The 24,593-nt window shown below is 65.7% G+C and carries 20 protein-coding genes; 11 read left to right on the top strand and 9 right to left on the bottom strand.

Annotation, left to right across the window (positions count from 1 at the left end; all coding sequences use genetic code 11):
- The first annotated feature begins 97 nt into the window (after positions 1 to 97).
- Positions 98 to 3,445 carry a PAS domain-containing sensor histidine kinase gene (locus QX039_RS21915; protein WP_315736364.1) on the top strand — a complete coding sequence of 1,116 codons (3,348 nt, stop codon included), beginning with the start codon at positions 98 to 100 and terminating at the stop codon, positions 3,443 to 3,445.
- Here the strand turns inward: QX039_RS21915 and QX039_RS21910 are convergent.
- Entirely contained in the window at positions 3,430 to 4,641 is a 1,212-nt protein-coding gene (locus QX039_RS21910) for an NnrS family protein (protein ID WP_315736363.1), read from the bottom strand. The two genes, QX039_RS21915 and QX039_RS21910, sit on opposite strands and share 16 nt — an antisense overlap.
- A gap of 170 nt (positions 4,642 to 4,811) precedes the next feature.
- Between QX039_RS21910 and QX039_RS21905 the strand changes: the two genes are divergently transcribed.
- Positions 4,812 to 5,531, top strand: a complete 720-nt coding sequence (locus tag QX039_RS21905) for a Crp/Fnr family transcriptional regulator (RefSeq protein ID WP_315736362.1) — start codon at positions 4,812 to 4,814, stop codon at positions 5,529 to 5,531.
- Here QX039_RS21905 and QX039_RS21900 read toward each other — a convergent pair whose 3' ends face one another.
- Both QX039_RS21900 and hemN read right to left on the bottom strand, forming a co-directional pair.
- Positions 5,532 to 5,723 (bottom strand): DUF1858 domain-containing protein, encoded by a 192-nt coding sequence (locus tag QX039_RS21900; RefSeq protein WP_315737044.1) that lies wholly within the window; start codon positions 5,721 to 5,723, stop codon positions 5,532 to 5,534.
- Positions 5,724 to 5,807: 84 nt separating this feature from the next.
- Positions 5,808 to 7,160 (bottom strand): oxygen-independent coproporphyrinogen III oxidase, encoded by a 1,353-nt coding sequence (hemN, locus tag QX039_RS21895; RefSeq protein ID WP_315736361.1) that lies wholly within the window; start codon positions 7,158 to 7,160, stop codon positions 5,808 to 5,810.
- 215 nt (positions 7,161 to 7,375) lie between these two features.
- Here hemN and QX039_RS21890 point away from each other — a divergent pair, with 215 nt between their 5' ends.
- The 4 genes from QX039_RS21890 to QX039_RS21875 all read left to right on the top strand — a co-directional run bounded on the left by QX039_RS21890 (position 7,376) and on the right by QX039_RS21875 (position 11,874).
- Positions 7,376 to 7,585, top strand: a complete 210-nt coding sequence (locus QX039_RS21890) for a hypothetical protein (RefSeq protein WP_315736360.1) — start codon at positions 7,376 to 7,378, stop codon at positions 7,583 to 7,585.
- A gap of 338 nt (positions 7,586 to 7,923) precedes the next feature.
- On the top strand, positions 7,924 to 9,018 hold the full coding sequence (gene nirK / locus QX039_RS21885) for a copper-containing nitrite reductase (RefSeq protein ID WP_315736359.1): 1,095 nt from the start codon (positions 7,924 to 7,926) through the stop codon (positions 9,016 to 9,018).
- Positions 9,019 to 9,070: 52 nt separating this feature from the next.
- On the top strand, positions 9,071 to 9,952 hold the full coding sequence (locus QX039_RS21880) for a formylglycine-generating enzyme family protein (protein WP_315736358.1): 882 nt from the start codon (positions 9,071 to 9,073) through the stop codon (positions 9,950 to 9,952).
- Between the two features lie 200 nt (positions 9,953 to 10,152).
- Positions 10,153 to 11,874, top strand: coding sequence for a hypothetical protein (locus QX039_RS21875; RefSeq protein ID WP_315736357.1), 1,722 nt, complete (start codon positions 10,153 to 10,155; stop codon positions 11,872 to 11,874).
- A gap of 8 nt (positions 11,875 to 11,882) precedes the next feature.
- Here QX039_RS21875 and QX039_RS21870 read toward each other — a convergent pair whose 3' ends face one another.
- Together QX039_RS21870 and QX039_RS21865 are read right to left on the bottom strand one after the other, a co-directional pair.
- A complete protein-coding gene (locus QX039_RS21870) occupies positions 11,883 to 12,533 on the bottom strand; it encodes a CoA transferase subunit B (protein ID WP_315736356.1) in 651 nt (216 codons plus the stop codon).
- Positions 12,533 to 13,261, bottom strand: a complete 729-nt coding sequence (locus tag QX039_RS21865; RefSeq protein ID WP_315736355.1) for a CoA transferase subunit A — start codon at positions 13,259 to 13,261, stop codon at positions 12,533 to 12,535. Before QX039_RS21865 ends, QX039_RS21870 begins: the two co-directional genes overlap by 1 nt.
- A 310-nt stretch (positions 13,262 to 13,571) precedes the next feature.
- On the opposite strand from QX039_RS21865, the gene QX039_RS21860 reads away from it, so the two are divergent.
- From QX039_RS21860 to QX039_RS21840, 5 genes are all read left to right on the top strand, one after another.
- A complete protein-coding gene (locus tag QX039_RS21860; RefSeq protein WP_315737042.1) occupies positions 13,572 to 15,521 on the top strand; it encodes an AsmA family protein in 1,950 nt (649 codons plus the stop codon).
- Between the two features lie 142 nt (positions 15,522 to 15,663).
- Positions 15,664 to 17,046, top strand: a complete 1,383-nt coding sequence (locus QX039_RS21855; RefSeq protein WP_315717541.1) for an ABC transporter substrate-binding protein — start codon at positions 15,664 to 15,666, stop codon at positions 17,044 to 17,046.
- Between the two features lie 101 nt (positions 17,047 to 17,147).
- Positions 17,148 to 18,023: a sugar ABC transporter permease gene (locus tag QX039_RS21850; protein ID WP_315736354.1), complete on the top strand. Its 876-nt coding sequence runs from the start codon at positions 17,148 to 17,150 to the stop codon at positions 18,021 to 18,023.
- Positions 18,020 to 18,871 carry a carbohydrate ABC transporter permease gene (locus QX039_RS21845; RefSeq protein ID WP_172109925.1) on the top strand — a complete coding sequence of 284 codons (852 nt, stop codon included), beginning with the start codon at positions 18,020 to 18,022 and terminating at the stop codon, positions 18,869 to 18,871. The genes QX039_RS21850 and QX039_RS21845 overlap by 4 nt, the downstream gene beginning before the upstream one ends.
- Before the next feature lie 7 nt (positions 18,872 to 18,878).
- Positions 18,879 to 19,868: an alpha/beta hydrolase family protein gene (locus tag QX039_RS21840; protein ID WP_315772340.1), complete on the top strand. Its 990-nt coding sequence runs from the start codon at positions 18,879 to 18,881 to the stop codon at positions 19,866 to 19,868.
- A gap of 27 nt (positions 19,869 to 19,895) precedes the next feature.
- Here QX039_RS21840 and QX039_RS21835 read toward each other — a convergent pair whose 3' ends face one another.
- The 4 genes from QX039_RS21835 to QX039_RS21820 all read right to left on the bottom strand — a co-directional run bounded on the left by QX039_RS21835 (position 19,896) and on the right by QX039_RS21820 (position 24,564).
- The gene (locus tag QX039_RS21835) at positions 19,896 to 20,708 is read right to left on the bottom strand and encodes an ABC transporter permease (RefSeq protein ID WP_315736352.1); all 813 of its coding nucleotides are present in this window, start codon (positions 20,706 to 20,708) and stop codon (positions 19,896 to 19,898) included.
- 171 nt (positions 20,709 to 20,879) lie between these two features.
- On the bottom strand, positions 20,880 to 21,794 hold the full coding sequence (locus QX039_RS21830) for an ABC transporter permease (protein ID WP_315736351.1): 915 nt from the start codon (positions 21,792 to 21,794) through the stop codon (positions 20,880 to 20,882).
- Positions 21,791 to 22,963 carry an ABC transporter ATP-binding protein gene (locus QX039_RS21825; protein ID WP_315736350.1) on the bottom strand — a complete coding sequence of 391 codons (1,173 nt, stop codon included), beginning with the start codon at positions 22,961 to 22,963 and terminating at the stop codon, positions 21,791 to 21,793. Before QX039_RS21825 ends, QX039_RS21830 begins: the two co-directional genes overlap by 4 nt.
- 50 nt (positions 22,964 to 23,013) lie before the next feature.
- Positions 23,014 to 24,564, bottom strand: a complete 1,551-nt coding sequence (locus tag QX039_RS21820) for a glycerol-3-phosphate dehydrogenase (protein ID WP_315736349.1) — start codon at positions 24,562 to 24,564, stop codon at positions 23,014 to 23,016.
- Positions 24,565 to 24,593: the final 29 nt, after the last annotated feature.

The following is a 24,593-nucleotide window of genomic DNA, read 5'->3' as shown; positions in this document are numbered from 1 at the left end:
GACCTTGGCCCTCAAAACGCGCGATAGTAACGAATTCTTAACGCCACCAGTTCCGGCCGCCGATCAACATCACAAGAGCCGTTCGCCGTCGTCGCCCATGACCTACGCCGATCTCGAATTGCAGGCCCTCAGCGACCCCCGGCTGGCTGTCCACGCCGCCGGCAGTCTGCCGGCCTGGCTATGGTCGGCCGATGGCAGCCGTGTGTTGTGGGCCAATGCGGCCGGTGCACGCGCCCTCGGCGCGGCGAGCGCAACGGCGCTGATCGCGAAGGCGCTCGGCCCCGCCGACGCGCATCGCCGCCAGGTCGCTCAATTGGGACGGCGTCTGCCCGAGACCGGCGCCTTGCGACTCGAACGCCTCCGTGGCTTCGGCGCGCCGCTCGGCACGCTCGCGACCTGCGGCTGCACCAGGATCGATCTGCCGGATGGCACGCGCGCGGTGCTGATCACCAGCACCGACGGGGGCGGACGCAGCGTCCCGCTGGCGGAACGCCTGAAGCGGCTCGTGGAAGCCAGCGGACATGCGCTGATCGCATTCACCCAGGATGGCCAGTTCGCCGGCATCAGTGCAGCCGGACGGCGCCTGTTTGGCACGCGCGACCTGAGCGAGCCGGATTTCGCCGAGATCCGCAGAGCGGCGCTTATCGACGGCATGGCCGAGGTGACGTTCGGCACCGAGCGCGCAGCGCTCTACCGCATCGGCAGCGGCAACCAGGTCGGGCTGGTGGCCGTCCCGATGCCGGCCCTAGCCGACGGGATGGAGGCGCCAGGCTCGGCGCAGACATCAGAGCCAACCGCAGATGCCGCCCCCGCATCACCAGCCCCCGTGCACGTTGCCGCTGGGCCCGTGGTCGTGATTTCGCCTCCTCTTCCGGTGGATGCAATGACTGAACGCCGAACCGATTACGAATCCCCCGCGCTGTCGAACGAAGCGCCGGCCGAGTTCCTGCTGATCGACGATCAGGCCAAGGCCGACCTGTTCGAGGCGCCGGTGCCGGTGCCGCAAACGACGGATGAGACGCATCCTGCCGAGTCCGGCGCGGCGGACCCTTCAGTTGGCCGCCGCCACCCACTCCGATTTTCCTGGCAGATGGATGCCGAGGGACGATTCTCGATCGGCTCCGACGAATTCACCCGCCTGATCGGGCGGCACAGCGCCGCCAAGCTCGGCCGTCCCTGGCATGAGCTCACTGCATCGCTAGGCCTCGATCCAGACGGGCGGGTCAGTGCGGCGATCGAAACGAAAGAGACCTGGAGCGGGCTCGTCGTCAGTTGGCCCGCGGACGGCGAGCGGCTTGCGGTCGAATTGTCGGGACTGCCTGTCCTGACGGAGGACAGGACCGATGCCGGCTATCGCGGCTTCGGCGTCTGTCGCGACCTCGACGCTCTGGACCGGCTGGCCGCACTGCGTCGTCCCGCATTGGCCGATGCAGACGCGGCCGATGCTCCGGACGCCGACGAAACCGATCCTGCCCAATCCGACCATGTGCAGGCCGCAGATGTGCCGCCGCAGCAGGACAACGTCACGACGTCATCTCGTGAGGCTTCCATTGCGGCGGACGTACACCACATCGACGGCATCGGGCTCGAAACGACCGGGAACGTGGTCCCGTTCCGCGCTCCGGGCGAGTCCAAGCATCCGGTGCTCACGCCGGTGGAGAACAGTGCGTTTCATGAACTCGCTCGTCAGCTGTCGGCCCGGCTCGAAGGCGAGATCCGCAACTCAGCCGCGGACGTCGCGAGTACGGCGTTCGAGCCGGGATCGCGCGTGAGCGATCCGTTGGTCTCGCCGCAGCAGCAGACCCCGTCGGCGACGGAGACGGCGACCGATCATGGCGCGGGGCTGCAGACCGAATGGCTCATCCCCGAGGACCCGCCGGCCCAGGGCGACAGCCAGCGCGACCGCATCCTGCTCGACCTGCTGCCAACGGGCATGCTGATCTACCGGCTCGATCGCCTGCTCTATGGCAATCCGGCCTTCTTCAGGCAGATGGGCTACGCCGACCTTGCGGCCCTGGAGCAGGCGGGTGGGCTCGATGCGCTCTATGTCGAGCCGGGCGTGTCGTCAGCGTCGAACAAATCCGAGGCCGGCACCCCCGTCACGATCTCGGCAGCCGACGGCTCCTCCAGCGAGGAGGTGAAGGCGGAAGCCCGCCTGTTCACGATCACCTGGGACGGCGATACCGCCCATGCCCTGATCTTCGCTCCGGTGCCCGGAACCGCGGCCGCGGTTCCGACGGCGACCGACGCTGCGCCGATGCCAGTGCCGGCCTCGGCTGCACCAGCCCCCCTGGTCGTGGCCCCGCCTCCGGCCGCCGGCCACGCCGAAGCCGAAGATCTTGCGGCGATCCTCGACGTCACAGCCGAGGGCATCCTGATGTTCGACGCCGGCGGCAACATCCACGCCTGCAACCGCAGCGCCGAGGCGCTGTTCGGTCACGACGGCGCGGCGCTGGTGCGCCGTAACCTGATCGAGCTGTTCGCGCCGGAAAGCGCCCGCCTCGTGCTCGATTACCTCGACAGTGTGCAGCAGGCCGGCGCGTCGAGCGGGTTCGATCAGGGCCGCGAGGTGCTCGGGAAGATCGCTCAGGGCGGCCTCATTCCGTTGTCGATGGCAATTGGCCGGACCAGGCCCGACGGTCCGAACTTCTTTGCCGTGTTCCGCGATCTGTCGCAGCTCCACCGCGGCGAAAGCGAGTTGCTGCAGGCTCGTCGCGTGGCCGATCGGGCCGCCAACGCCAAGGCCGACATGCTGGCCCGGATCAGCCACGAAGTGCGCGCGCCGCTGAACGCGATCATCGGCTTTGCCGAGGTGATGATCGGCGAACGGTTCGGCACGATCGGCAACACCCGCTACGCCGAATACATGAAGGACATCCGCACCTCGGGCGAGCGCGTCGTCTCCCTGATCGACGATCTGCTGGAGCTGTCGCGCATCGAGACCGGCAAGCTCGAGCTCGCTTTCACCAGCCAGAATCTCAACGAACTGGTGGAGAGCTGCGTCGCAGCGATGCAGCCGCAGGCCAACCGCGCCCGCATCATCATCCGCACCTCGCTGTCGCAACTGCTGCCGCCGGTCATCGCCGACGCCAGGGCGCTGCGCCAGATCGCGATGAACGTGATCTCGGCTTCGATCTCGCTGGCCAATCCCGGCGGCCAGGTCATCGTCTCAACCGCGCTGACCGATTTCGGCGAGGTCGCGCTGCGCGTCCGCGACACCGGTCATGGCCTGAACGATCAGGAGGTGGCTGCGGCGCTCGAACCGTTCCGTGCGCCCTCGGCTTCCGAGCAAGGCTCCGATGGCGCCGGTCTCAGCCTGTCGCTCACCAAGGCGCTTGTCGAAGCCAACCGGGCGCAGTTCCATATCAAGGCCGCGCCGAAATCCGGCACGCTGATCGAGGTGGTGTTCTCGCGCGCCATGGCGCGCAATCAGAGCACCGGCTGAACCGATCCTGCCCGGCGTACGGCCAGCGCACGCCGCTTGAGACCGAGCAGCAGCGGACCGAACGCCAGAACGAAGCCGGCGAATGCGACCACCCAGGCAAGCGCCGCGACGTGCAGCAGCACCTCGGTATGCGCCGGCGCCAACACGGCGCAGACCCGCGTGACCGCTGCGACGATGATCGCCAGATAGATCACCTGGGTCGCGGGCGCGGCCGTCAGCGCCTGGCCGGTGTGGCCGAGCGTGGCCCGCGTCATCACTGCAAGCGTCGTGATGCCGGCGGCCCCGACCATCCAGGCGTGCAGCCCGGCGCTTGGCAGAACCCATCCGAGGCTGGCGACCGCCGTGAGCAGGAAGCCGAGCGGGACGAACACGTAGCCGACATGCAGGATGACCAGCAGCCGTTCGCGCAAGGTGCGATCGCCGGCCCAGCGCGCGAGCCTCACCACATGCAACAATCCGGCCGCCGTGAGCGCAAGCGCGGTCGGCGCGCTCTCAGGAACGAGAATCCAGCCGAGCAGGCTCAGCGCACTGAACAGCACGACGGCGATGTCGAAGCGGCCGAACGGCGCCGGCAGCCGGCCGGGATTGTGCTTGACCAGCCAGTTGCGGGTGAAGCTCGGCGTGATGCGGCCGCCGATCAGTGCGAGCAGCAGCACGATCACGGCAACACCGACGCGAATGGCGTAGTCGGCCGAGCCACGCAGATGAGCCTCGACGTGGAACGCGATGTTGCCGGCGCACAGCACCGCGACGATTGCGACCACCGGCAAATTCCGCCAATTGCGCCCGGCGACGATCTCGCGCGCGGCGGCCAGAACGACAAGCGTGAGGAAGCTCGCATCGATCAGCAGCGCGGCCCACCAGGGGCCCAGCGCGGACATCGTGACGGCCAGTCGCCCGGCCATCCACACGATCACGAGGGTGAGCAGCGGCAGGCCCCGGATCGGCAGACGTCCGGTCCAGTTCGGGATCGCCGTGAACAGGAAGCCAGTGACGACGGCCGGCAAATAGCCGTAGAGCATTTCGTGCACATGCCAGTCGCGGGGAGCGAAGCCGGAGCTCAGCTTCAGCTCGCCGTAGAAAGCCGGGACCCAGATCAGGATCGCCAGCGCGGCCTGGAGCGCGCCCAGCAGAAAGAACGGCCTGAACCCGTTGGCGAGAACGGTCCAGCCCTGATAGTTGCGTGGAATCGCCATGTGCATGCTCGCTCGATGAAGGACGGGAACCGCACCGATCGCGGCGTTGTGCTTAACATGTAGTTGCGCGTCGCCCACTATGACTTGCGCCAGCACAAACTTCCGACAGATCGCAAAAACGTGCTATTGAGCGCCGCAAAATTAGGCCGAATCCGGCCCCGGAGAACACCATGGCTTCCATCGACCGTTCGCTGGTCGCGCATCTGCCGCTGTTTGCGGGGCTGTCCGCGGAGGATCTCACGGACGTGCTGCGGGAAGCCCGCTCCCTTCGCGTCCCCCGCAACGGCGCAGTGTTCGAGCAGGGCGCCGATGCGACCTCGTTCTTCCTGCTGCTCCACGGTCATGTCCGCGCCAGCAAGACGACGCCGACCGGCGACCAGATCGTGGTGCGCTATGTCGTGCCAGGGGACACGTTCGGCGTCGCCCCCGCCATCGGTCTCCAACATTATCCGGCGACAGCGACCGCCGTCGACGACAGCATCGTGCTGGCCTGGCCGTCCGCCTCATGGCCGCGGCTGGTCGCGAAGTTCCCGTCGCTGGCGGCGAACACGCTGCAGACGGTCGGCCAGCGGCTGCAGGAAACCCATGCGCGCGTGATCGAAATGTCGACGCAGCAGGTGGAGCAGCGCATCGCGCATGCCCTACTCCGGCTCGCCAACCAGGCCGGCCGCAAGCTCGATCACGGCGTTCAGATCGACTTCCCGATCAGCCGGCAGGATATCGCCCAGATGACCGGAACGACCCTGCATACGGTAAGCCGCATCCTCTCGGGCTGGGAGCAGCTCGGCCTCGTCGAAAGCGGGCGTCAGAAGATCGTCCTGCGCGAGCCGCACAAGATCGTCCTGCTGGCGCAGCAGAGCGCCGGCGACGCGGCCGCATCGCGGACCTGATCAGGCGCAGGCACACAGGGCCGCGAGGAACGCGTCGGGATCGATGCCATGCTCGTGGCAGGCATCCGCGACGTTGTGAAAACAGGCGATCGGGCAACCGACGCAACGCATCTGGAAAGCAAGAAAGACGCGGATCGTCTCCGGCCTTCGCCGCATGACGTCGTCGACCAGTTCATCGAAGGAGATTGGCATGCGCGCCTCCATTCCCGCGCGAATGGTAGCGGGCATGCCCTTGGCGGTCTTTGTCGCGGCACAAGCACCGCGGCAGCTGGCCGGTCAGACCGCCCGGCTGTGCAGCTGCTTCGACGCGTCGAGATGCGCATCGAACGCCGCAGCGACGCTGCGCACCAGGAACCGGGAATGCTCGGTCACCGCGAGCGCACCGCCGTTGAGCTCGACCACACCGTCGGAGATCAGCGATTGCAGCCGCGGCGCCGATCTCAGCATGTCGTCGGTGTCCGTGCCATGGCGGGTGCAGATGACGTCGAGGTCCACGCCGTAGTCGCACATGATGCGCTCGATGATGTCGGCCCGTAGGCGGTCGTCATCCGTCAGTCCATAGCCTTTCACGGTCGCGAGGCTGCCGGACGCGATCTTCTGCTCATAGGCCCGGACCTGCGGCGCGTTCTGGACATAACCTTGCGGCAGTTGCCCGATCGCCGAGGCGCCGAACCCGAGCAGCAGATCGTTGGCATCGGTCGTGTAGCCCTGGAAATTGCGATGCAGCCGGCCTTCGCGGAACGCGATGGTCATCGGGTCGGTGGGCAAGGCGAAATGATCGAGCCCGATCTGGACGTAGCCTGCGTTCTTCAGCGCATCAGCGATCGCACAGGCCTGATCGTAGCGTTCCAGACTGTCCGGCAGCGCCGAGTCCTGAATCTTGCGTTGGTGCGTCTTGAACGATGGCACATGAGCGTAGCCGAACACGGAGAGCCGGTCGGGGCGCAGGTCGATGGCGCGCCGGACGGTGTCGAGACAGGACGCCACGCTCTGATGCGGCAGCCCGTAGATCAGGTCGAAATTGATGCCGGCAACGCCGGCCTGGCGCAATCCATTCGTGGCCGCCGCAGTCTGCTCGAAGCTCTGTACCCGGTTGATGGCCTGCTGCACCCGCGGATCGAAGCTCTGCACGCCCAGGCTGGCGCGATTGACCCCGCTCACCCCCAGCGCGGCGATCATCTCCGGCGTCAGCGTGCGGGGATCTATCTCGATGGCGATCTCCGCCGATGGCAGCACGAAAAATGAATGACGCAGCGATCCGACGAGATCCACAAAGGACTCCGGCGCCATGATGGTGGGCGTGCCGCCGCCGAAATGAATGTGCCCGACCTGCAGACGCCGGCCAATCTGGCGCGCCACCATGTCGATCTCGCAGCGCAGTGCCGATTCGTAGACCGCAATCGGCTCGTCGCGCTTGGCGACCATGGTGTTGCAGCCGCAATACCAGCACATCGAGCGGCAGAAGGGCACATGCAGGTAAAGTGATGCCGTCGCGCTCGCCGGTATCGCGCGCAGCCATTCTGCGTAGGTGGACGGGCCGACCGCGGCGGAGAAATGAGGCGCCGTGGGATAGCTGGTGTAGCGCGGAAGGCGCTCCTGTCCGTAGCATGCCGCAAGATCTGGTCTCATGTCCTGCCTGTCACCTGAGCGTGTCGACCTGGGGTTCGGAGGTCCTTGACATAAGGCAAGAGGGGCGGCCTTGAGCTTTCTCAAGGCGCGGCCGGCAGATGCCCCGTTGGACAACCAGTAGAACGCCGGTTATCGCCTCGGACTTTGCGCTTCCTCAAAGTGGCCGGCTCATTTCACATCATCATTGATTCATTGACGATTCGAGGAAAACCGCAATGGAAGCTCTGCAACTTCTGATCCGTTCATTTGCTCTCCTCGCCGGCATCCGCGGCCATATCCCCCAGTCCGACGGATTCGAATCGTTCCGCGACGAGTCGGGACCGACAGGCCTGCTCGGCAATATCGCCATGTTCATGACCACGATGTTTTGCCTCGCGGCGGCAGTGGCCTTCGCCGCGTTGCTGGCGGTGCGCTGGCTGAGCTGACGAGTTTGGTAGCCCATCGTCGATCGGTACAATGCCTTGAACCTCGCATCTTGGTGCACGTGACTGTCCTGCGGTCTCGGCAAACGGACGGATCATTTCTCGGCGCGTAGTTGCGCGGGGACAGTCCAGCCCCCTTTGCTCCGCGCCCGGACTCCCCAAGAACTACTCGCCGATGCAACTCATTCGCGCGCTGCGCTGGCGCGGCCGCGCCAATTTCGCTCCGAACCCGCCGTCGTATTCCGCAAATGCGAAGTTGCTTGTTGCAGCACAAACAAGCGGGGTTCCAACGAGAGCATGATGATTGCGGCACTACAACAGATCCAATGAAGGAGCGATCCATGTTGACCCGCCGCACCGCCATGTTCAGTGCAGCCATCGCCGCGATGATGCTTGCGGCTCCCGCGATGGCCGAGGACCTCAAGCTGCCGCGCCAGAAGGTCGATCTGGTGGCTCCGCCGTTCGTGCATGCGCACGAGCAGGCGACGAAGCAGGGGCCCAAGATCATGGAGTTCAAGCTCGTGGTCCAGGAGAAGAAGATGGTGATCGACGAGAAGGGCACCACCTTCCAGGCCATGACGTTCAACGGCTCGATGCCGGGCCCGCTGATGGTGGTCCATGAGGGTGACTATGTCGAGGTGACCCTCGTCAATCCCGCGACCAACAGCATGCCGCATAACATCGATTTCCACTCCGCGACCGGAGCGCTGGGTGGCGGCGCGCTGACCCTGGTCAATCCCGGCGAGCAGGTCGTGCTGCGCTGGAAGGCGACGCGGACCGGCGTGTTCGTCTATCACTGCGCCCCAGGCGGACCGATGATCCCCTGGCATGTCGTCTCCGGCATGAACGGCGCCGTGATGGTGCTGCCGCGCGACGGTCTCAATGACGGCCGCGGACACGCGTTGCGCTACGATCGCGTCTACTACATCGGCGAGCAGGACCTCTACGTCCCGCGCGACGACAAGGGCAACTTCAAATCCTATGACTCGCCCGGCGAGGCCTATAGCGACACCGAGGAGGTCATGCGCAAGCTCACGCCGACCCATGTGGTGTTCAACGGCAAGGCCGGCGCGCTCACCGGAAAGAATGCGCTCACGGCCAATGTCGGCGAGAACGTGCTGATCGTGCACTCGCAGGCGAACCGCGACAGTCGTCCGCATCTGATCGGCGGCCACGGCGATTATGTCTGGGAGACCGGCAAGTTCTCCAACGCGCCGGAGACCGGGCTCGAGACCTGGTTCATCCGCGGCGGCTCCGCGGGTGCCGCGCTCTACAAATTCCTGCAGCCCGGCATCTACGCCTACGTCACCCACAACCTGATCGAGGCGGCCAATCTCGGCGCAACGGCCCATTTCAAGGTCGAAGGCAAGTGGAATGACGACCTGATGATGCAGGTGAAGGCCCCGGCCGACATTCCGACCGGCACGACGAACTGATCGGCCCAGGGGGCCGGCATGTCCGGCCCCCCACTCTTCTCAGTGTGCTGCCATGCTGCTCGCTTTCAAGATCAAGCTCACCCTCGCCTGCGTCGTCGGATTGGCTGGCCCGACCACAATGGCCCCGATCCTTGCAGGGCTGCCAGACCGCGCCGCCGGTCTCGACGGCCCCGCCCTCACCGAGATCGCACCTGGGACGATCAGCTACCGCGACTCCGGCGACCATCTCCGCAACGGCCGCCAAGCCGAAGCTCCCATCACGACGGTCCGCTTTGATCATCCGCTGACCATGATGACGAACCAGGTCAGCGCCGCCGACTACCACGCCTGCGTCGAAGCCCATGCATGCCGCGCGCTCGATCGCGACGTCCCCATCGCCATCGATCGTCCGGCGGTGCAGGTGAGCTGGCACGACGCCGTTGCCTACGCCGCGTGGCTCTCGCACAAGACCGGCGAGAGCTATCGGCTGCCGACCGATACCGAGTGGGCCTATGCGGCCGGGAGACGATTCAAGGACGATGGCATCTCGATCGACGACGCCGATCCCTCGCGGCGCTGGATCGCCCGCTACGAACGGGAAGCCACCCTGCAAGACGATCCCAAGACGCGCGGCTTCGGCGGCTTCGGCATCAACGAGCACGGCATCGCCGACCTCGCGGGCAATGTCTGGGAATGGACCTCGACCTGCTTCACACGCAAGCTGCAGGATAGTGCCGGTCGCGTCATCAAGACCGTCAGCAATTGCGGCGTCCGTTTGGCCGAAGGCGCGCATCGAGCCTACGTGACCGACTTCATCCGCGATGCGCGTGCCGGCGGCTGCGCCTCCGGCACGCCACCTGCCAATCTCGGTTTCCGGCTTGTCCGCGATCAACCCTCATGGAGCCGCAGCATGACGCGGCGCCTGGGCCGGCTACTCGGCGCCATCCGCGCCTGACATGCTCGGCCTCCATAAGTCCGCTCGAAAAGTACGCTCGAAGCACGCTTGCCTGCAACCTACGCCGGCGCCGGATCGACGGTGCCCTGACACTGGCACAAATGACAGTCACGCAAAAACAACTTTCGGTTGCGAAATCTGAGTTGCAAACGTTAGACAATTGCCGTTGAGCGACGCGATGAGCGGACCAGGAGGCGAGTGTGATTTCTCGACATCCGCCGGTCTTCTTCACGTCCGACCTGCATGGTTACGGGATCGGCAACACCAGCTGGTTCGACGACGATTCGCCGAGCGCACTGGCTGGACGCTGCCTCATCGACGCGCTCGAATATCTGCGGACGTCGCCTAAATTCGCCGCCAAGGACTGGCACGTGGTGAATGCGGGCGCGGCGCGTCTCGTGCACCAATGTCTCACGGACGGCGCGCTGGCGCGCAGCGATATTCTCGATCGCGTGGCTCCCGCCATCGAACGGGTTTGCGCACGGATCGTCGCGAGCCGCCAATATCGCATTCCGTTCTATGGCGACGACTTCTGGGACTGGGCCAGTGTGGTCGACGGTTTGTGCGAGGTACAGCAGGTTTCGGTGACCGCGGCCCAGGTCGCAAGACGCGAGCTCGACCAGTTTCGTAGGACCGTCCACATCCGCATGCCGAGCGGTCTCTCGGTCGGCGACCTCGAGCACGAATGGTTCGGACCGGCGATCGCAACACGCGCCTATCGTGTGCTGGATTCCCGCGCATCGGGAATAGATCCCGACCTGCGCAACGAGTTGCAGGCGCAATCGCTCGAACGCATCGAGCGCGGCAGGTATCGCGGACGGCAGGTGACGCCGTGGCAATTGAGCTGGCACTACGGTCAGGTCGTCGGCGAATTCCAGCGCGCCGCAAGCGAGCAGGCGGCCGAGCTGGCTGATTTTGCCTGGCTCGCCGTTCCCCTCGAACTCAGCAAGCGCGCCCAGGTTCTCGCGCGCATCCTGCAAGGCGCCTGCGCGGTGAAGGACCGCAGGACCGTCCTGCAGGCCTTCGAAGAGCTCTATCGCTGCGAGACACCCGGCCGGCCGCTCGGCCAGGGCGTGATCGGCGCCGACATCGAGGCCTCCCTGGACGTGCTCGAAGCGCTGTGGCAGCAGCTCGACGGTCGTGAGAAGGCCAGCATCAACGCGATGCTCGACGCGCTGCGATTTCTCCATGCCAAAGCCAACACGATCGGTTTCGTGGTCGAAACGCCGGAGGATATCGAAGCCCTGGTCCAGGCGATGGGCCCGGGCACGCTGATCGAACAGCGCAACGCGGCGCGCGCCATCATCAGGCATTCCTGCTTCCATGCAGTCGTGTGCCTCGGGCGATCGATCGCCGAGGTGGCGAGCGCGGCCGCAGTGGCGATCGAAGAGCATGGGGCGCAGTGGCTGATCATGCCGGGACGGGCCGACGCCCTGGGAGCGAATCTCCCGCAAGTGGCCCGCGGCCCGCGATTCGTCGGCGCCGGCCCCGGCGATCTCGTCATCGCCACCTCGGTCGCGCCATTCCGGATTCAGATCAAGCTGCGCGACGCGCTCAGCATGGCCGAGCCGCCCTCGGTCGATGACAGCGGAATGATCATTCCGGCCGATCCCGAGCTTTGCCGCCTCGCGCACGAGGCCGCAAATGGCATGCTGGACGACATCGACGTGTTCTTCGAAGGAATGACAGTGACGTGCGATGGCGACGGCACCGACGCCGAAATCTCGGCGGCGTTTCCAGGCGCGCTTGCGACGGATGACACGGCCTATGCGATGGGACTGATCTGCCTCAGCCGCAGTGTGCCGTGCCTGATCATTCAGGGGTTGGCGGAGACGGCGCCGCCCGCTGCTGCGAGCCGGGCGCAGCATGCGGCATGCCGGCTCGCCGTCAAGGTCGCGGAGATGCTCTGCCGGCGCTGGTAGTCGCGCCCTCAGGCATTCTTCAGCGCGACCCGGAACTCGGCTTCGGTCTTGGCCTTGACCTCGTCGAGCGTCACGCCATCGGCGAGCTCGATCAGGGCCATGCCGTCATTGCCGTGCTTGTCGATCGTGAACACCGCCAGATCGGTCACCACCATGTCCACGACGCGCTCGCCGGTCAGCGGCAGCGTGCACTGCTTGAGCAGCTTCGGACCGTCCTTGGCGCTATGCTCCATGACCACGACGACGCGCTTGACGCCGGCGACGAGATCCATCGCGCCGCCCATGCCCTTGACCATCTTGCCAGGGATCATCCAGTTGGCGAGGTCACCGTTCTGGGCGACTTGCATGGCGCCGAGGATCGACAGGTCGATGTGGCCGCCGCGGACCATGGCGAAGGAATCGGCTGACGAGAAATAGCTGGTGATCGGCAGCTCGGTGACGGTCTGCTTGCCGGCATTGATGAGGTCGGGATCCTCCTCGCCCTCATAGGGGAACGGACCCATGCCGAGCATGCCGTTCTCGCTCTGCAGCGCCACGTCGACGCCCGGCGGGATGTAGTTTGAGACGAGCGTTGGGATGCCGATGCCGAGATTGACGTAGTAGCCGTCCCGCAGCTCCTTGGCGGCGCGCGCCGCCATCTGCTCTCGCGTCCAGGCCATCAGACTTCCTCCCCGGCTGCAGCGGCGGCTTCACGTTTGCGCACGGTGCGCTGCTCGATGCGCTTCAGTTCGGTTCCGACCTGGATGATGCGTTTGACGAAGATGCCGGGCGTATGGATGTGGTCGGGATCGATCTGGCCGGCCGGCAGCAGATGCTCGACCTCCGCGACCGTCACCTTGGCCGCAGTTGCCATCATCGGATTGAAGTTGCGCGCAGTCTTGCGGTAGACGAGGTTGCCGGCGGTGTCGCCCTTCCAGGCGTGCACGATCGCCAGATCGGCAAACAGGCCGCGCTCCATCAGATATTTCTCGCCGTCGAACTCCCGCACCTCCTTGCCCTCCGCGACCAGCGTGCCGACGCCGGTCTTGGTGAAGAAGGCCGGGATGCCGGCGCCGCCGGCGCGGATGCGCTCGGCCAGGGTGCCCTGCGGGCAGAATTCGAGCTCCAGCTCGCCGGCCAGATATTGCTGGGCAAACAGCTTATTCTCGCCGACATAGGACGAGATCATCTTCTTGATCTGCCGCGTCTCCAGCAGCCGGCTGAGGCCGATGCCGTCGACCCCGGCATTGTTGGAGATGACGGTGAGGTCCTTCACCCCGGACTCGCGAATGGCGTCGGACAGGGTTTCTGCGATGCCACAAAGACCAAACCCACCCGACATGATGGTCATGCCGTCCTTGAGGAGGCCAGCAAGGGCGGATTTGGCGTCCGGATAGACCTTGTTCATACGGGAATGACCTGCTGCAGAGCGGCGATCGCGCGGATATCGACCGGATTATTAGGCGAAATCTTCGCAATGCGTCAATGATGCCTTCCCAAGGCGCACATCCTGCTTTAGCTGTCGCACCAGCCTGCGCCTCCGAGGCGATCCGGAGTCCGGGATATCAGGGCTCCGCCGCAATCCGGCCACACCGGCGGCATGGCCTTGAAAGCGTCAAGAAAGCGCATCAAGTTGTTGATGTTGGCAGGGGTTTTCGGCGCACCCTGCCCATCCCGAGTAACCAGCGATCCGACGATCCCAGGACATGTCCGTGACCATGGCCCAAGGAATGAGGCGCCTCGGCACACCGATCGCGGTGCTGCTGGGCATCGCGTTCGTGGGCCTGCTGGCGAGCTCCTGGCTGGTCAATCGCGAGGCATTGCGGCAGGCGGTGGAGAGCCAGATCCGCGCCGTGACCGGGCTCGAGCTCGTTGTCAAGGGACATATCGACGTCTCCTTGTTTCCGGGCAGCTATGTCTCGTTCCACGATGTCGGTCTGAAGGGCAGCGGCACCGAGGATCCGGCTCTGCGCGTCGACGTGCTGACCGCCAATCTGCAATTGCTGCCGCTGCTGTTGCAGCGGTTCGAAATCGCCGACGTCATGATGCTGCGGCCGCAGATCAACGTCAGCCGCGAGGCCGACGGCAACAGCAACTGGACCCCCTTCATCGAGACCATCGCGCGCACGATGCGCCCGGGGCCCGACAGCCAGATGTCGTTCTCCGAGATCCGCATCCAGGATGGCATCCTGGTCTACGAGGACACCGGCCATCATGCTTCCGAGCGGCTCGACGATATCGACCTGTCGCTCGCCTGGCCGTCGATCTCGCGCTCGTTCGCGGCGACCGGACAGTTCGATTGGCGCGGTCAGCGCATCGAGGGCTCCATCAGCGTCAGCGACTTCCTGGCTGCGCTGTCGGGAGACCGGTCCGGCTTGAAGATGCGGCTCGCCAGCCCGCCGCTGAAGGTCGCCTTTGACGGCACGGTCGCGAATCGCACCAGCGCGCTGATGGAAGGTACGCTGACGGTGGACAGCCCGTCGCTTCGCGACGCGCTGCGCTGGACGGGGCAGACGCCGCTCGGCGGCGGCGGCTTCGGGCGCTTCGCCTTGCGTGCGCGCGCCAACGTGGTCGGCGCCTCGATCGCACTCACCAATGTCAATGTCGAGCTCGACGGCAACACCGCCGAGGGCGTCATGACCTACGCCAATAACGGCCGGCAGACGCTGCAGGCGACGCTGGCGGCCGACGCGCTCGACTTCACCCCCTACATCTCGACGATCCGGCTGCTGGCCAATGGGGCCCGCGACTGGAATCGGCAGCTCTTCGACCTCAAGGCCTTGTCCACCACCGACCTCGACATGCGGCTATCGGCCGCAAAGGTCACGGTCGGCTCCTCGAAAATCGGACGCACGGCGTTCGGCGCCAACCTGCGCAACGGCGTACTCGCCCTCTCGGTCGGCGAGGCGCAGATGTATGGCGGCATCGTGCGCGGCTCGTTTGGGATCGCCCGTGCCGACACCGTGGCCGACGTGAAGGCCGAGCTGCAATTCAACGACGTCGATCTGCAGGCCTGCGCCAACGAGATGTTCGGCGTGTCGTCGCTGTCGGGACGCGGCAATCTCAACGTCTCGCTGACGGCTTCGGGCTCGAGCCCGTTTGGGCTCGCCCAGTCGCTCGATGGCAGCGCCAACCTGCAGGGCCGCGATGGCGCGATCTCCGGCTTCAACGTCGAGCAGCTCCTGAAGCGCCTCGAGCGCAGCCCGCTGTCGCGCGGCGGCAATTTCCGCTCCGGTTCGACGCCTTACGACTCGCTGACGATCGCGGTCAAATTCTCCGAGGGCATCGCGACCGCCGAGGACATCCGCGTCGAGAGCCCGACCGCGCGCATCACCATGACCGGCACGGCCTCGGTGCCGACACGGGAATACGATTTCAAGGGCGTCGCGAGCCTGCTGTCGTCAGGCAATGGCAGCAACGGCTTCGAGCTGCCTTTCGTCGTCCAGGGCCCCTGGGAAGATCCGCTGATCTTTCCCGATCCGGAAAGCCTGATCCGCCGCGCCCCGGCCGCCGCCCCTCTGCTCGATGCGGTCAAGGACCGCAAGACGAGGGATGCGGTGCGCTCGGTGCTGGAACGATTCACCGGCGGCGGATTGCGCCCGGCCCAGCCGGACAACGTGCCGCAGGCTGACGCTCCGACAGGCGACACTCCCACCAAGCAGAACTGACCAACGCGGCTTGCTTCGCGTGCCGATACACGGCCGCCGCCACGACCTATGTCTGATATATTACTTCTGGATCACGTCGGGTCCCTGGGCTAGTGTCCCGCCACAACCGATCAAGCAAGATCGGCGGATCAGGGAGAGACACGTGAAATCCAGGGGAATGGGTGCGCTTTCAATCGCAGTCGCAGCCGCCGGGCTTTTTTGCGCTGCAGCACCAGCCATCGCTCAGGACACCATCACGATCTGGTGGAGCAAGGGCTTCTACAAGTCCGAGGACGATGCGCTGCTCAACGTCGTCAAGAAGTTCGAGGCCAAGACCGGCATCAAGGTCGAGCTGTCGCAATACGCGATCCAGGACATGATTCCGAAGACGGTCGCCGCGCTCGATTCGGGCACCGTGCCCGACGTGGCCTACGCCGACACCTACGACGTTCAGGCCCAGGGCAAGTGGGCCTACGAAGGCAAGCTCGAGGATCTCACCGACATCCTGGAGCCGATGAAGTCGGCGTTCGCTCCGAACACGCTCGAGACCGCCTACCTCTACAACAACGTCACCAAGAAGAAAGCCTATTACGGCTTCCCGCTGAAGCAGCAGAGCATGCACGTCCAGATCTGGGGCGACCTGCTGAGCAAGGCCGGCTTCAAGCAGAGCGACATCCCCACCAAGTGGGAAGACTACTGGACGTTCTGGTGCGACAAGGTGCAGCCGGCGGTCCGCAAGGCCACCGGCCAGCGCATGTATGGCGTCGGTCAGCCGATGGGCGTGGAATCCACCGACTCGTTCCAGTCGTTCTACACCTTCATGGACGCCTACAACGTCAAGCTGGTCGACGACGACGGCAAGCTGCTGGTCGACGACCCCAAGGTGCGCGACGGCCTCGTCAAGGCGATGAAGGATTATACCGACACCTACATCAAGGGCTGCACGCCGCCCTCGTCCACGACCTGGAAGGATCCGGACAACAACGTCGCGTTCCACAACAAGACGATCGTGATGACCCACAATTTCACGATCTCGATCGCGGCCAAGTGGTTCGAGGACTCCACCAACCCGGCGCTGACGCCCGAGCAGCGCGCGGCCGGCAAGAAGGCCTATGAGGAGGACATCATCACCGCGTCCTTCCCCAACAAGCCGGACGGCACGCCGATCAAGTACCGCTCCGACGTCAAGACCGGCCTGATCTTCGCCAATGCTCCTCACAAGGCGCAGGCCAAGGAATTCATCAAGTTCCTGATGCAGGAGGAGAACCTCGGCCCCTACATCGAGGGCGCGCTGGGCCGCTGGTTCCCGGTGACGACCGCAGGCCAGAAGAGCCCGTTCTGGCAGGCCGACCGCCATCGCAAGGCCGTGTACACCCAGTTCACCGGCGGCACCACGCCGTTCGACTTCACCAAGAACTACAAGTTCACGATCCTCAACAATGAGAACGTCTGGGCCAAGGCGATGAACCGCGTGGTCAGCGAGAAGGTGCCGGTCGAAAAGGCCGTCGACGAGCTGATCGCGCGGCTGAAGGAGGTCGCCGGCTAGTCTCTCGCCTCGCGAGGCACTAGCTTGAGATCCTGACAACGACAACAAGTGCCGGCCGCAGTGTCTGCGGCCGGTTCGGTAATAGGCGGGAACAGACGACCATGGCGATCACGCTCTCAGCTTCCGATTCCGCGCTCGCGGAAGCGCCGCGCCCGGTGCTGCTGACACCGTCACAGGTATGGGGCATCGTCATGCTTGCCCCCTATTTGCTCGTCTTCCTTGCCTTCGTCGTCTATCCCGTCGGCTACGGCCTGTGGCTCGCCCGCGAGCCGGCCAGCTACGTCGCGCTGTACAACGACCCCATCTTCGCGCGCGCCGCCGTCAACACGCTGATCTTCCTCCTGGTCGGCATCAATCTGAAGATGGTGATCGCGCTGTTCCTGTCCGGCTTCTTCGTGCAGCAGCGCGGCTGGATCAAATGGCTGTCGGTCATCTTCATCCTGCCCTGGGCGGTGCCTTCGATCCCGACCATCCTGTCGGTGCGCTTCATGCTCAATCCCGAATGGGGCGTGGTGAACCAGCTGATCTTCAAGTTCACCGGCGAAGATGGCCCGAACTGGCTGAACGACCCGACGGTCGCGCTGTCGATGGCGATCGGCATGCACATCTGGAAGTCGCTGCCGTTCTGGACCTTGATCCTGATGACCGGGCGGCTGGCGATTTCGCACGATTTGTTCGAGGCGGCCGAGGTCGACGGCGCCACCTGGTGGCAGAAGTTCCGCTACATCACCTGGCCGTCGATGCAGACGCTCTACATCACCTGCACGCTGCTCTCGATGATCTGGACGCTCGGAGACTTCAACAGCGTCTATCTCCTGACCGGCGGCGGTCCGGCCGATCTCACCCACGTGCTGGCGACGCTCGGCATCCGCTATCTCCGGCTCGATCAGCTCAGCCTCGCCATGGCCTCGATCGTCTGCGCGATGCCGCTGGTGCTGCCCCTGGTCTATTTCATGATGAAGCGGTTGTCGCGATGAAGCTCCCCACCCTCCGCGAAGTCGGCACCGAGGCCCGGCTGCTGCTGATCGGCATTCCCGTCTTCATCTGGACGATGATCCCGATCTACCACATGTTCCTGTTCGCGATCTCGCCGAAGGAGGACGCGTTCTCGGGCAAGCTGTGGCCGGACCATCCGACGCTGCACAATTTCTCGATCGTGTTCCACCAGCAGCATTACTTCCTGCGCGATTTCTGGGTCCAGTTCGGCAACTCGGTCGTGATCGCCATGGCCGTGGGCGCGCTGACACTGATCATTGCGACCTGTGCGGCCTATGCCATCTCGCGCCTGCGCGTGCCTGGCAGCCGGGTGGTGATGAACCTCGCGCTGTTCACCTATTTCATCCCCGCCGCGTTCCTCGCGGTACCGATGTATCGCACCATGGGCAAATACGGCCTGCTCAACAACGACTGGTCGCTGATCCTGGCGATGGTGACGATTGCCTCGCCCTACGCGATCTGGGTGCTGAAGCAGGCCTCCGACAAGCTGCCGGTCGAGCTGGACGAGGCTGCCGTCATGGACGGCGCCAGCCCGCTGCAGATCTTCCGCCTCGTCTATGTACCGCTGATGATGCCGTCGCTGGTCGCGATCGGAACGTATGCGGTGCTGCTGGCCTGGAACGAATACCTCTACGCGTTCCTGCTGCTTTCGAACGACAAGGATATCACGCTGCCCGTGGCGCTCGGCAACTTCCTGGCCGCCGACGATTCGCCGTGGGAGCTCCTGATGACCACCGGCTTCATCTACGCGTTGCCGCCGGCGGCGGTCTATTACGCCTTCAAGCGCTACATGGTGGGCGGCCTCACCGCCGGCGCCGTGAAGTCGTGACGGAGCGATGAGGGTCGGATTTCGTCAGGGACGGTTCGAGGACGCTTCGCGGCCGAACTGGGATGGCGACGGGCCGCGCCCGATCGACTGGTTCGCTTGGTATCCAGCCGCCAACGGCGCCGTGGAAACGGCGCTCCCTATCGCACCATGGCCGCAGGGCTGGTTCAAAGCGGGACCAGCGGCTTTGAATGCGCCGCTCGCTGCAAGCGCGGGCGCCTGTCCTCTCGTCGTGTACTCTCACGGCACCGGCTGCAACGGCCTGCAGTCCGAATGGCTGGCGCGCGAGCTGGCAAGCCGCGGCTTTGTCGCGGTCGCCGTCAATCATCATGGCAACAGCAATGCCGAGCCGTACCGAGCAGAGGGCTTCCTCTGCTCATGGGAACGCCCGCGCGACGTGTCCTTGCTGATCGACCACATCGTCGCCCATCCCGATTTCGAAGGCCGCATCAACCTCGGCCGCATCTACGCCGTCGGCTATTCGCTCGGCGGCGTCACGGCCACCGCCCTGCTCGGCGCCATCATGATCCGCTCGCCGTTCGAGCCAGGCGCCAATCACGGCCGCGGCCCTCGCGAGTTTCCCGATCTCGTCGATCATCTGCCGCGGCTGATGGAGAAGAGCTCAATCTTCCGCGACTCCTGGGCGCGCATGTCCGCATCCTATCGCGATCCCCGCATCAAGGCGGCGCTGCTACTGGCGCCGGGGCGCTCGGTGCAGGGCTTCTCCGAGGACAGCATCGCCGCGATCAACGTCCCGACGCGCATCATGGTCGGCGGCGCCGATGCGCTGCTGCCGGCCTCACGCTGGCTGCATGAGCGACTGAGCGGTAGCGCATTCGAGATCGTCGCCGACGACGCCGGGCACTACGTCTTCCTGCCGGAGAGTACCGAGCTCGGCAGACAGAGCGATCCGGCTTGCTGCGTCGATCCGCCATCGGTCGACCGCGGCACGATCCATCGCGCGGTCGTCACCGCCGCCTTGCGGCTGTTCTTGCGTTGATCAATGCTGTCTCAGCATTCTCCGTCATTATAGCGGAGCTGCGCTCTCGCCGCGATCACTCGACAGCTTCGAGGCCAGCGACGCGATGATGATCACCACGGCAATCAGCCCGATCACCAGCGTGCAGATCGCATTGATCTCCGGCTTCACCCCGAGCCGAACCTCGGAATAGATCCGAATCGGCAGCGTCGCCGAACCGGGGCCGGTGGTAAAGCTCGCGATCACGAGATCGTCGAGCGACAGCGTGAAGGCCAACATCCAGCCCGCGACCACCGCCGGCGCGATCAGCGGCAATGTCACCATCACGAACGCGTGCAGCGGATCGCAGCCGAGATCCATCGCGGCTTCCTCCAGGCTGCGGTCGAGCGAGACCAGCCGCGACTGCACGACCACCGCGACGAAGCACATCGTGAGGGTGGTGTGGGCGACCGTCACCGTCCAGAAGCCGCGCTCGGCGTCCAGCGCCACGAACAGCAGCAGCAGCGACAGGCCGGTGATCACCTCGGGCATCACCAGCGGCGCATACAACATGCCGGAGAACAGCATGCGGCCGCGAAATCCCTGGCCACGCGACAGCGCCACCGCGGCCAGCGTGCCGAGCACCGTCGCCGCGGTGGCCGCGGTGGCGCCGACGCGCAGGCTCATCCAGGCCGCATCGATCATGGCGCGATCGCTGAAGAACTCGTGATACCAGCGCAGCGACCAGCCGCCCCACACCGTGACCAGGCGGGAGGCGTTGAACGAGTAGATCGCCAGGATCAGGATCGGGAGGTAAAGAAACGCGAGTCCAAGCGTCAGCGACGCGACGTTGAAGCGCGACAGGCGGGAGGGATTAGGCACGATCTCCTCCTCCCTCAATCCCAGTGAAACCCTCTCCGTTCCCTCCCCCCTTGTGGGGGAGGGTCAGGGAGGGGGGCACCCAGCAAAGACCGCCAATGCGGACCCCCACCCCCAACCCCTCTCCGCAAGGGGGAGGGGAGCGAGAGAGCGTGCCTTGCTGTGCGCCATCCATCACCTGCTCTCCTCCAACTGCCGGCGCTGCAGCCGGTCGTAGAGCAGAAGCGGCAGCAGCAGCACGACCAAGAGGACCACGGCGATGCTGGAGGCCACCGGCCAATCCTTGTTGGTGAAGAATTCGAGCCAGAGCGTCTGGCCGATCATCAGCGATTTCGACCCGGCGAGCAGATCGGGAATGACGAACTCGCCGACCACCGGGATGAAGCACAGCAGCGCGCCCGCGCCGACGCCGGGCAGCGACAGCGGAAACGTCACCAGCCAGAAGATCTCGCGCGGCGAGGCGCCGAGATCGGCGGCGGCTTCTTCCAAGGCCGGCTCCAGCTTGGTCAGCGTCGCGAACAGCGGCAGGATCATGAACGGCAGATAGGAATAGACGATGCCGACATACATCGCGCTGTCGGTCGACAGCCACACCACCGGCGTGGACACCAGATGCAGCGCGAGCAGGATCTGGTTCAGGAGGCCGTCATGCTGCAGGATGTTGACCCAGGCGTAGATGCGGATCAGGAACGAGGTCCAGAACGGCACGATCACCAGCATCATCGCGATGCCCTGCCAGCGCCTGGGGAGCCGCGCCATGCCATAGGCGATGGGGTAGCCGATCAAGAGCAGGATCGCGGTCGACGTCGCCGCGACGACGACGCTGCGCAGATAGGATGAAAGATACAGATCGTCAGACAGCAGCAGACGGAAATTGTCGAGCGACAGCGCCGCAAAGGCGTCGCGGAGCGACGACAAACCATCAGCCAGCGAGAACACCGGCGTATAGGGGGGCTGCGCGATCGCAGTCTGCGACAGGCTGATCTTGGCGACGAAGGCGAACGGCACCAGGAAGAACAGCACCATCCAGATGTAAGGCGCGATCGCCGCAAAGCGGGCCGGGCGCGAGAAGATGCGGCGCGCGCTCATCGCTCCAGCACCAGGCAATCGTCGGGCGTGAACCAGGCCACCACGCGCTGGTTCAGGCCATAGCCGTCGGCATCGAGCCGGGCGGTGTTGGCCTGCGCAGCGTGAAGCACGGCGCCGCCGTCGAGCTTGATCTTGTAGACGGTCCTGCCACCGAGATAGCTCGCATCGGTGATGGCGCCCTCGACACAATTGATCGCAGCAGCATCGCCGGCCGGTCGACGGAGCGCGAGGCGGATCTTCTCCGGACGGATCGCGACCGCGACCTTGCTCTCGCTGATCGGAGCCATCGGCTGCGCCACGACCAGCTCACCCGCAGTGTGGGTCACGACCCTGAGCCGGAGCGGCTCCCGCGCGGTCACCTCGCCCTCGAACAGATTGATGTCGCCGACGAACTCCGCGACCCACCGCGACGCGGGCTCCTCATACAGACGTCGGGGGACCGCGACCTGCTCGAGCCTTCCCGCGTTCATCACCCCGATCCGGCTCGCCACCGTCATCGCCTCCTCCTGGTCGTGGGTGACGATGATGAAGGTCATGCCGAGCTTGTGCTGCAGCTCCATCAGCTCGACCTGCGTGCTCTCGCGCAGCTTCTTGTCGAGCGCAGCCATCGGCTCGTCGAGCAGCAGCACCTGCGGCCGGCGCGCCAGTGAGCGCGCCAGGGCGACGCGCTGCTTCTGCCCGCCCGAGAGCTGATCCGGCTTGCGCTTCTCCAGCCCTTCGAGCCGCACCAGCGCCACCATCTCGGCAACGCGCGTGGCGATCTCGGCGCGCGGCATGCCGGCGCGCTTCAGGCCGAAGGCGATGTTGTCGCGCACGTTCAGATGCGGGAACAGCGCGTAGTTCTGGAACATCATGTTGACGGGCCGCTGATGCGGCAGCACCTGCGCGATGTCCTCGCCCGAAAGCAGGATGCGCCCTTCATCCGGCGTCTCGAAGCCGGCCAGCATGCGCAGCAAGGTCGTCTTGCCGCAGCCGCTGGGGCCGAGCAGCGCGAAGAACTCGCCGGCGCGGATGTCGAGCGAGACGCCGTCGACGGCGCGGAAGCTGCCGAATGTCTTGACGAGGTTCTCGATCCGCAGGATCGGCGGCTGAGCATCGGGACGCGGTTCCGGCGCTGGTGATGCTGCCGGCTCTCCGGCAGGCGCTGGGTTTGCGATGTCGTCAGCCATGTCCCGATCAAATCACCCTGCCCGGCCACAACGGCCGACCGGTCGGCAAGCTAGCCGCCCACGGATTGCAGCTCAACCGCGCGGGCCGGACTATCCCCGCTCGCGTCAACGGCCTGCGGCGTGCCCCGGCCACAGGCCGCAGTGGTCATGAACGCAGCGAGCGCATCGCGTTCGGCAGCGGGAAGCGTCAGACCCAGCTTGGTCCGCCGCCACAGCACGTCGTCGGGAAACCGCGCCCATTCGCGCGCCATGAGGTAGCGGACCTCCGCCTCGGTCAGCTGCGGCCCGAACGCCTGCCCGAGATCGGCCCGGCACCTCGCCTCGCCAAGGATCTCCGCCAGCCGGGTGCCGTAGGCGCCGAGCAGCCGCCGGGCCTCGGCTTCGCTGAGAAAGCGCCAGCGCTCCCGTGCGTCATCGACGAGATCCTCGAACCGGTCCCAGGCGAAGTCGCCACCCGGAAGCGGCGCTCTCGCAGTCCAGCGTGGCGACATCGGATAAAAGCGCGCGAGGCGGGAGACCGCCTGCTCGGCCCGGTGCCGGGCTGTCGTGACGTCGCCGCCGCACATGGTCAGGAGCGGCGCCTTGGCGCGGCCAGCATCGAGGCTCACGACCGTTTCCAGCCGCCCGCTGTCGGCGGCGCGCAGCACCATCATGTTGGCGCCGGCCACGCTCCGGACCACGTCCGCAGGCTGGATGTCCGAGCGGAAATAGCGGTTCGCCGCCTTGCAGAGATAGGCCACGTCTGCCGCCGGCACCGCCACCACGGCTGGGTCGCCCTTGAAGCCGTGGACCACCGTGCCGATCAGGGTGAAATCCTGCTCGTAGGGCTGGGCAAAGATCAGCCGTCCATCCGAATTCTGAAACACGTAGACCGCTTCGACATCGAACAGCCGCGGCACGATGATCTGGCTGACCTGCCGCGCGGTGACCCGCGGCGGCGGCTGACGCAGCACGGTCTCCGCCGTCGAGACGCTCCACGCGCCGGTGGCGTTGGCGAGCGCGCGCGAGGTGACGATGCGTCGATAGCCGCGGTCGATGATGGCGAGACGCCATATATGGTCGCGGTCGGCCCGCACGCAGCGGGCGCCGGTGCGGATCGACGCGCCGCGCTCGGCAGCATCCATCGCGGTCAGGACCACCAGGCGGGAATCGTCGACCACGCAATCGGAATAGTCGAATGCCGTCCCGATCGGACGCTTCAGGGCATCTCCGATCGGATGATGCGTGACGTCGAGCGCCGACGCTGACGGCAGCCGGTTGCGCGCAGCGAGGCGGTCGTAGAGCCAGAGTCCTGCGCGCAGTTGCCATGGCGGCCGCTCATTGGCGTGAGCTGGAATAGCAAAGCGGATCGGTCGGACCAGATGCGGCGCGACCGTGAGCCAGACGTCGCGCTCGGCGAGCGCGCGGCGCACGCGCAGAAAGCTGCGGCGCTCCAGCGCTGCGAGATCCCCATGCACCAGCCGCGACGTGGCCGACGAGGCGCCGCCGCCGAGATCGCCCTGCTCGACAAGGAGCACGCGCAGACCGCGGCCAGCCGCATCACGCGCCAGGCTGACGCCGTTCAGACCTCCGCCGATGATCGCAAGATCGTAGTCCGCCATACGCAAGGTCTTCGAGCGTGCCAGGACGA

Origin of the sequence: Bradyrhizobium sp. SZCCHNR1043 (assembly GCF_032489675.1) — a bacterium.
GTDB lineage: Bacteria > Pseudomonadota > Alphaproteobacteria > Rhizobiales > Xanthobacteraceae > Bradyrhizobium.
This window is presented reverse-complemented; position numbering and strand designations above follow the sequence as displayed.

Coding starts and splice junctions, on each gene's coding strand:
- QX039_RS21915 (WP_315736364.1), top strand. CDS start 98: ATGACCTACGCCGATCTCGAATTGCAGGCCCTCAGCGACCCCCGGCTG.
- QX039_RS21910 (WP_315736363.1), bottom strand. CDS start 4,641: ATGGCGATTCCACGCAACTATCAGGGCTGGACCGTTCTCGCCAACGGG.
- QX039_RS21905 (WP_315736362.1), top strand. CDS start 4,812: ATGGCTTCCATCGACCGTTCGCTGGTCGCGCATCTGCCGCTGTTTGCG.
- QX039_RS21900 (WP_315737044.1), bottom strand. CDS start 5,723: ATGCCAATCTCCTTCGATGAACTGGTCGACGACGTCATGCGGCGAAGG.
- hemN (WP_315736361.1), bottom strand. CDS start 7,160: ATGAGACCAGATCTTGCGGCATGCTACGGACAGGAGCGCCTTCCGCGC.
- QX039_RS21890 (WP_315736360.1), top strand. CDS start 7,376: ATGGAAGCTCTGCAACTTCTGATCCGTTCATTTGCTCTCCTCGCCGGC.
- nirK (WP_315736359.1), top strand. CDS start 7,924: ATGTTGACCCGCCGCACCGCCATGTTCAGTGCAGCCATCGCCGCGATG.
- QX039_RS21880 (WP_315736358.1), top strand. CDS start 9,071: ATGCTGCTCGCTTTCAAGATCAAGCTCACCCTCGCCTGCGTCGTCGGA.
- QX039_RS21870 (WP_315736356.1), bottom strand. CDS start 12,533: ATGGCCTGGACGCGAGAGCAGATGGCGGCGCGCGCCGCCAAGGAGCTG.
- QX039_RS21865 (WP_315736355.1), bottom strand. CDS start 13,261: ATGAACAAGGTCTATCCGGACGCCAAATCCGCCCTTGCTGGCCTCCTC.
- QX039_RS21860 (WP_315737042.1), top strand. CDS start 13,572: ATGGCCCAAGGAATGAGGCGCCTCGGCACACCGATCGCGGTGCTGCTG.
- QX039_RS21850 (WP_315736354.1), top strand. CDS start 17,148: ATGGCGATCACGCTCTCAGCTTCCGATTCCGCGCTCGCGGAAGCGCCG.
- QX039_RS21845 (WP_172109925.1), top strand. CDS start 18,020: ATGAAGCTCCCCACCCTCCGCGAAGTCGGCACCGAGGCCCGGCTGCTG.
- QX039_RS21840 (WP_315772340.1), top strand. CDS start 18,879: ATGAGGGTCGGATTTCGTCAGGGACGGTTCGAGGACGCTTCGCGGCCG.
- QX039_RS21830 (WP_315736351.1), bottom strand. CDS start 21,794: ATGAGCGCGCGCCGCATCTTCTCGCGCCCGGCCCGCTTTGCGGCGATC.
- QX039_RS21825 (WP_315736350.1), bottom strand. CDS start 22,963: ATGGCTGACGACATCGCAAACCCAGCGCCTGCCGGAGAGCCGGCAGCA.
- QX039_RS21820 (WP_315736349.1), bottom strand. CDS start 24,564: ATGGCGGACTACGATCTTGCGATCATCGGCGGAGGTCTGAACGGCGTC.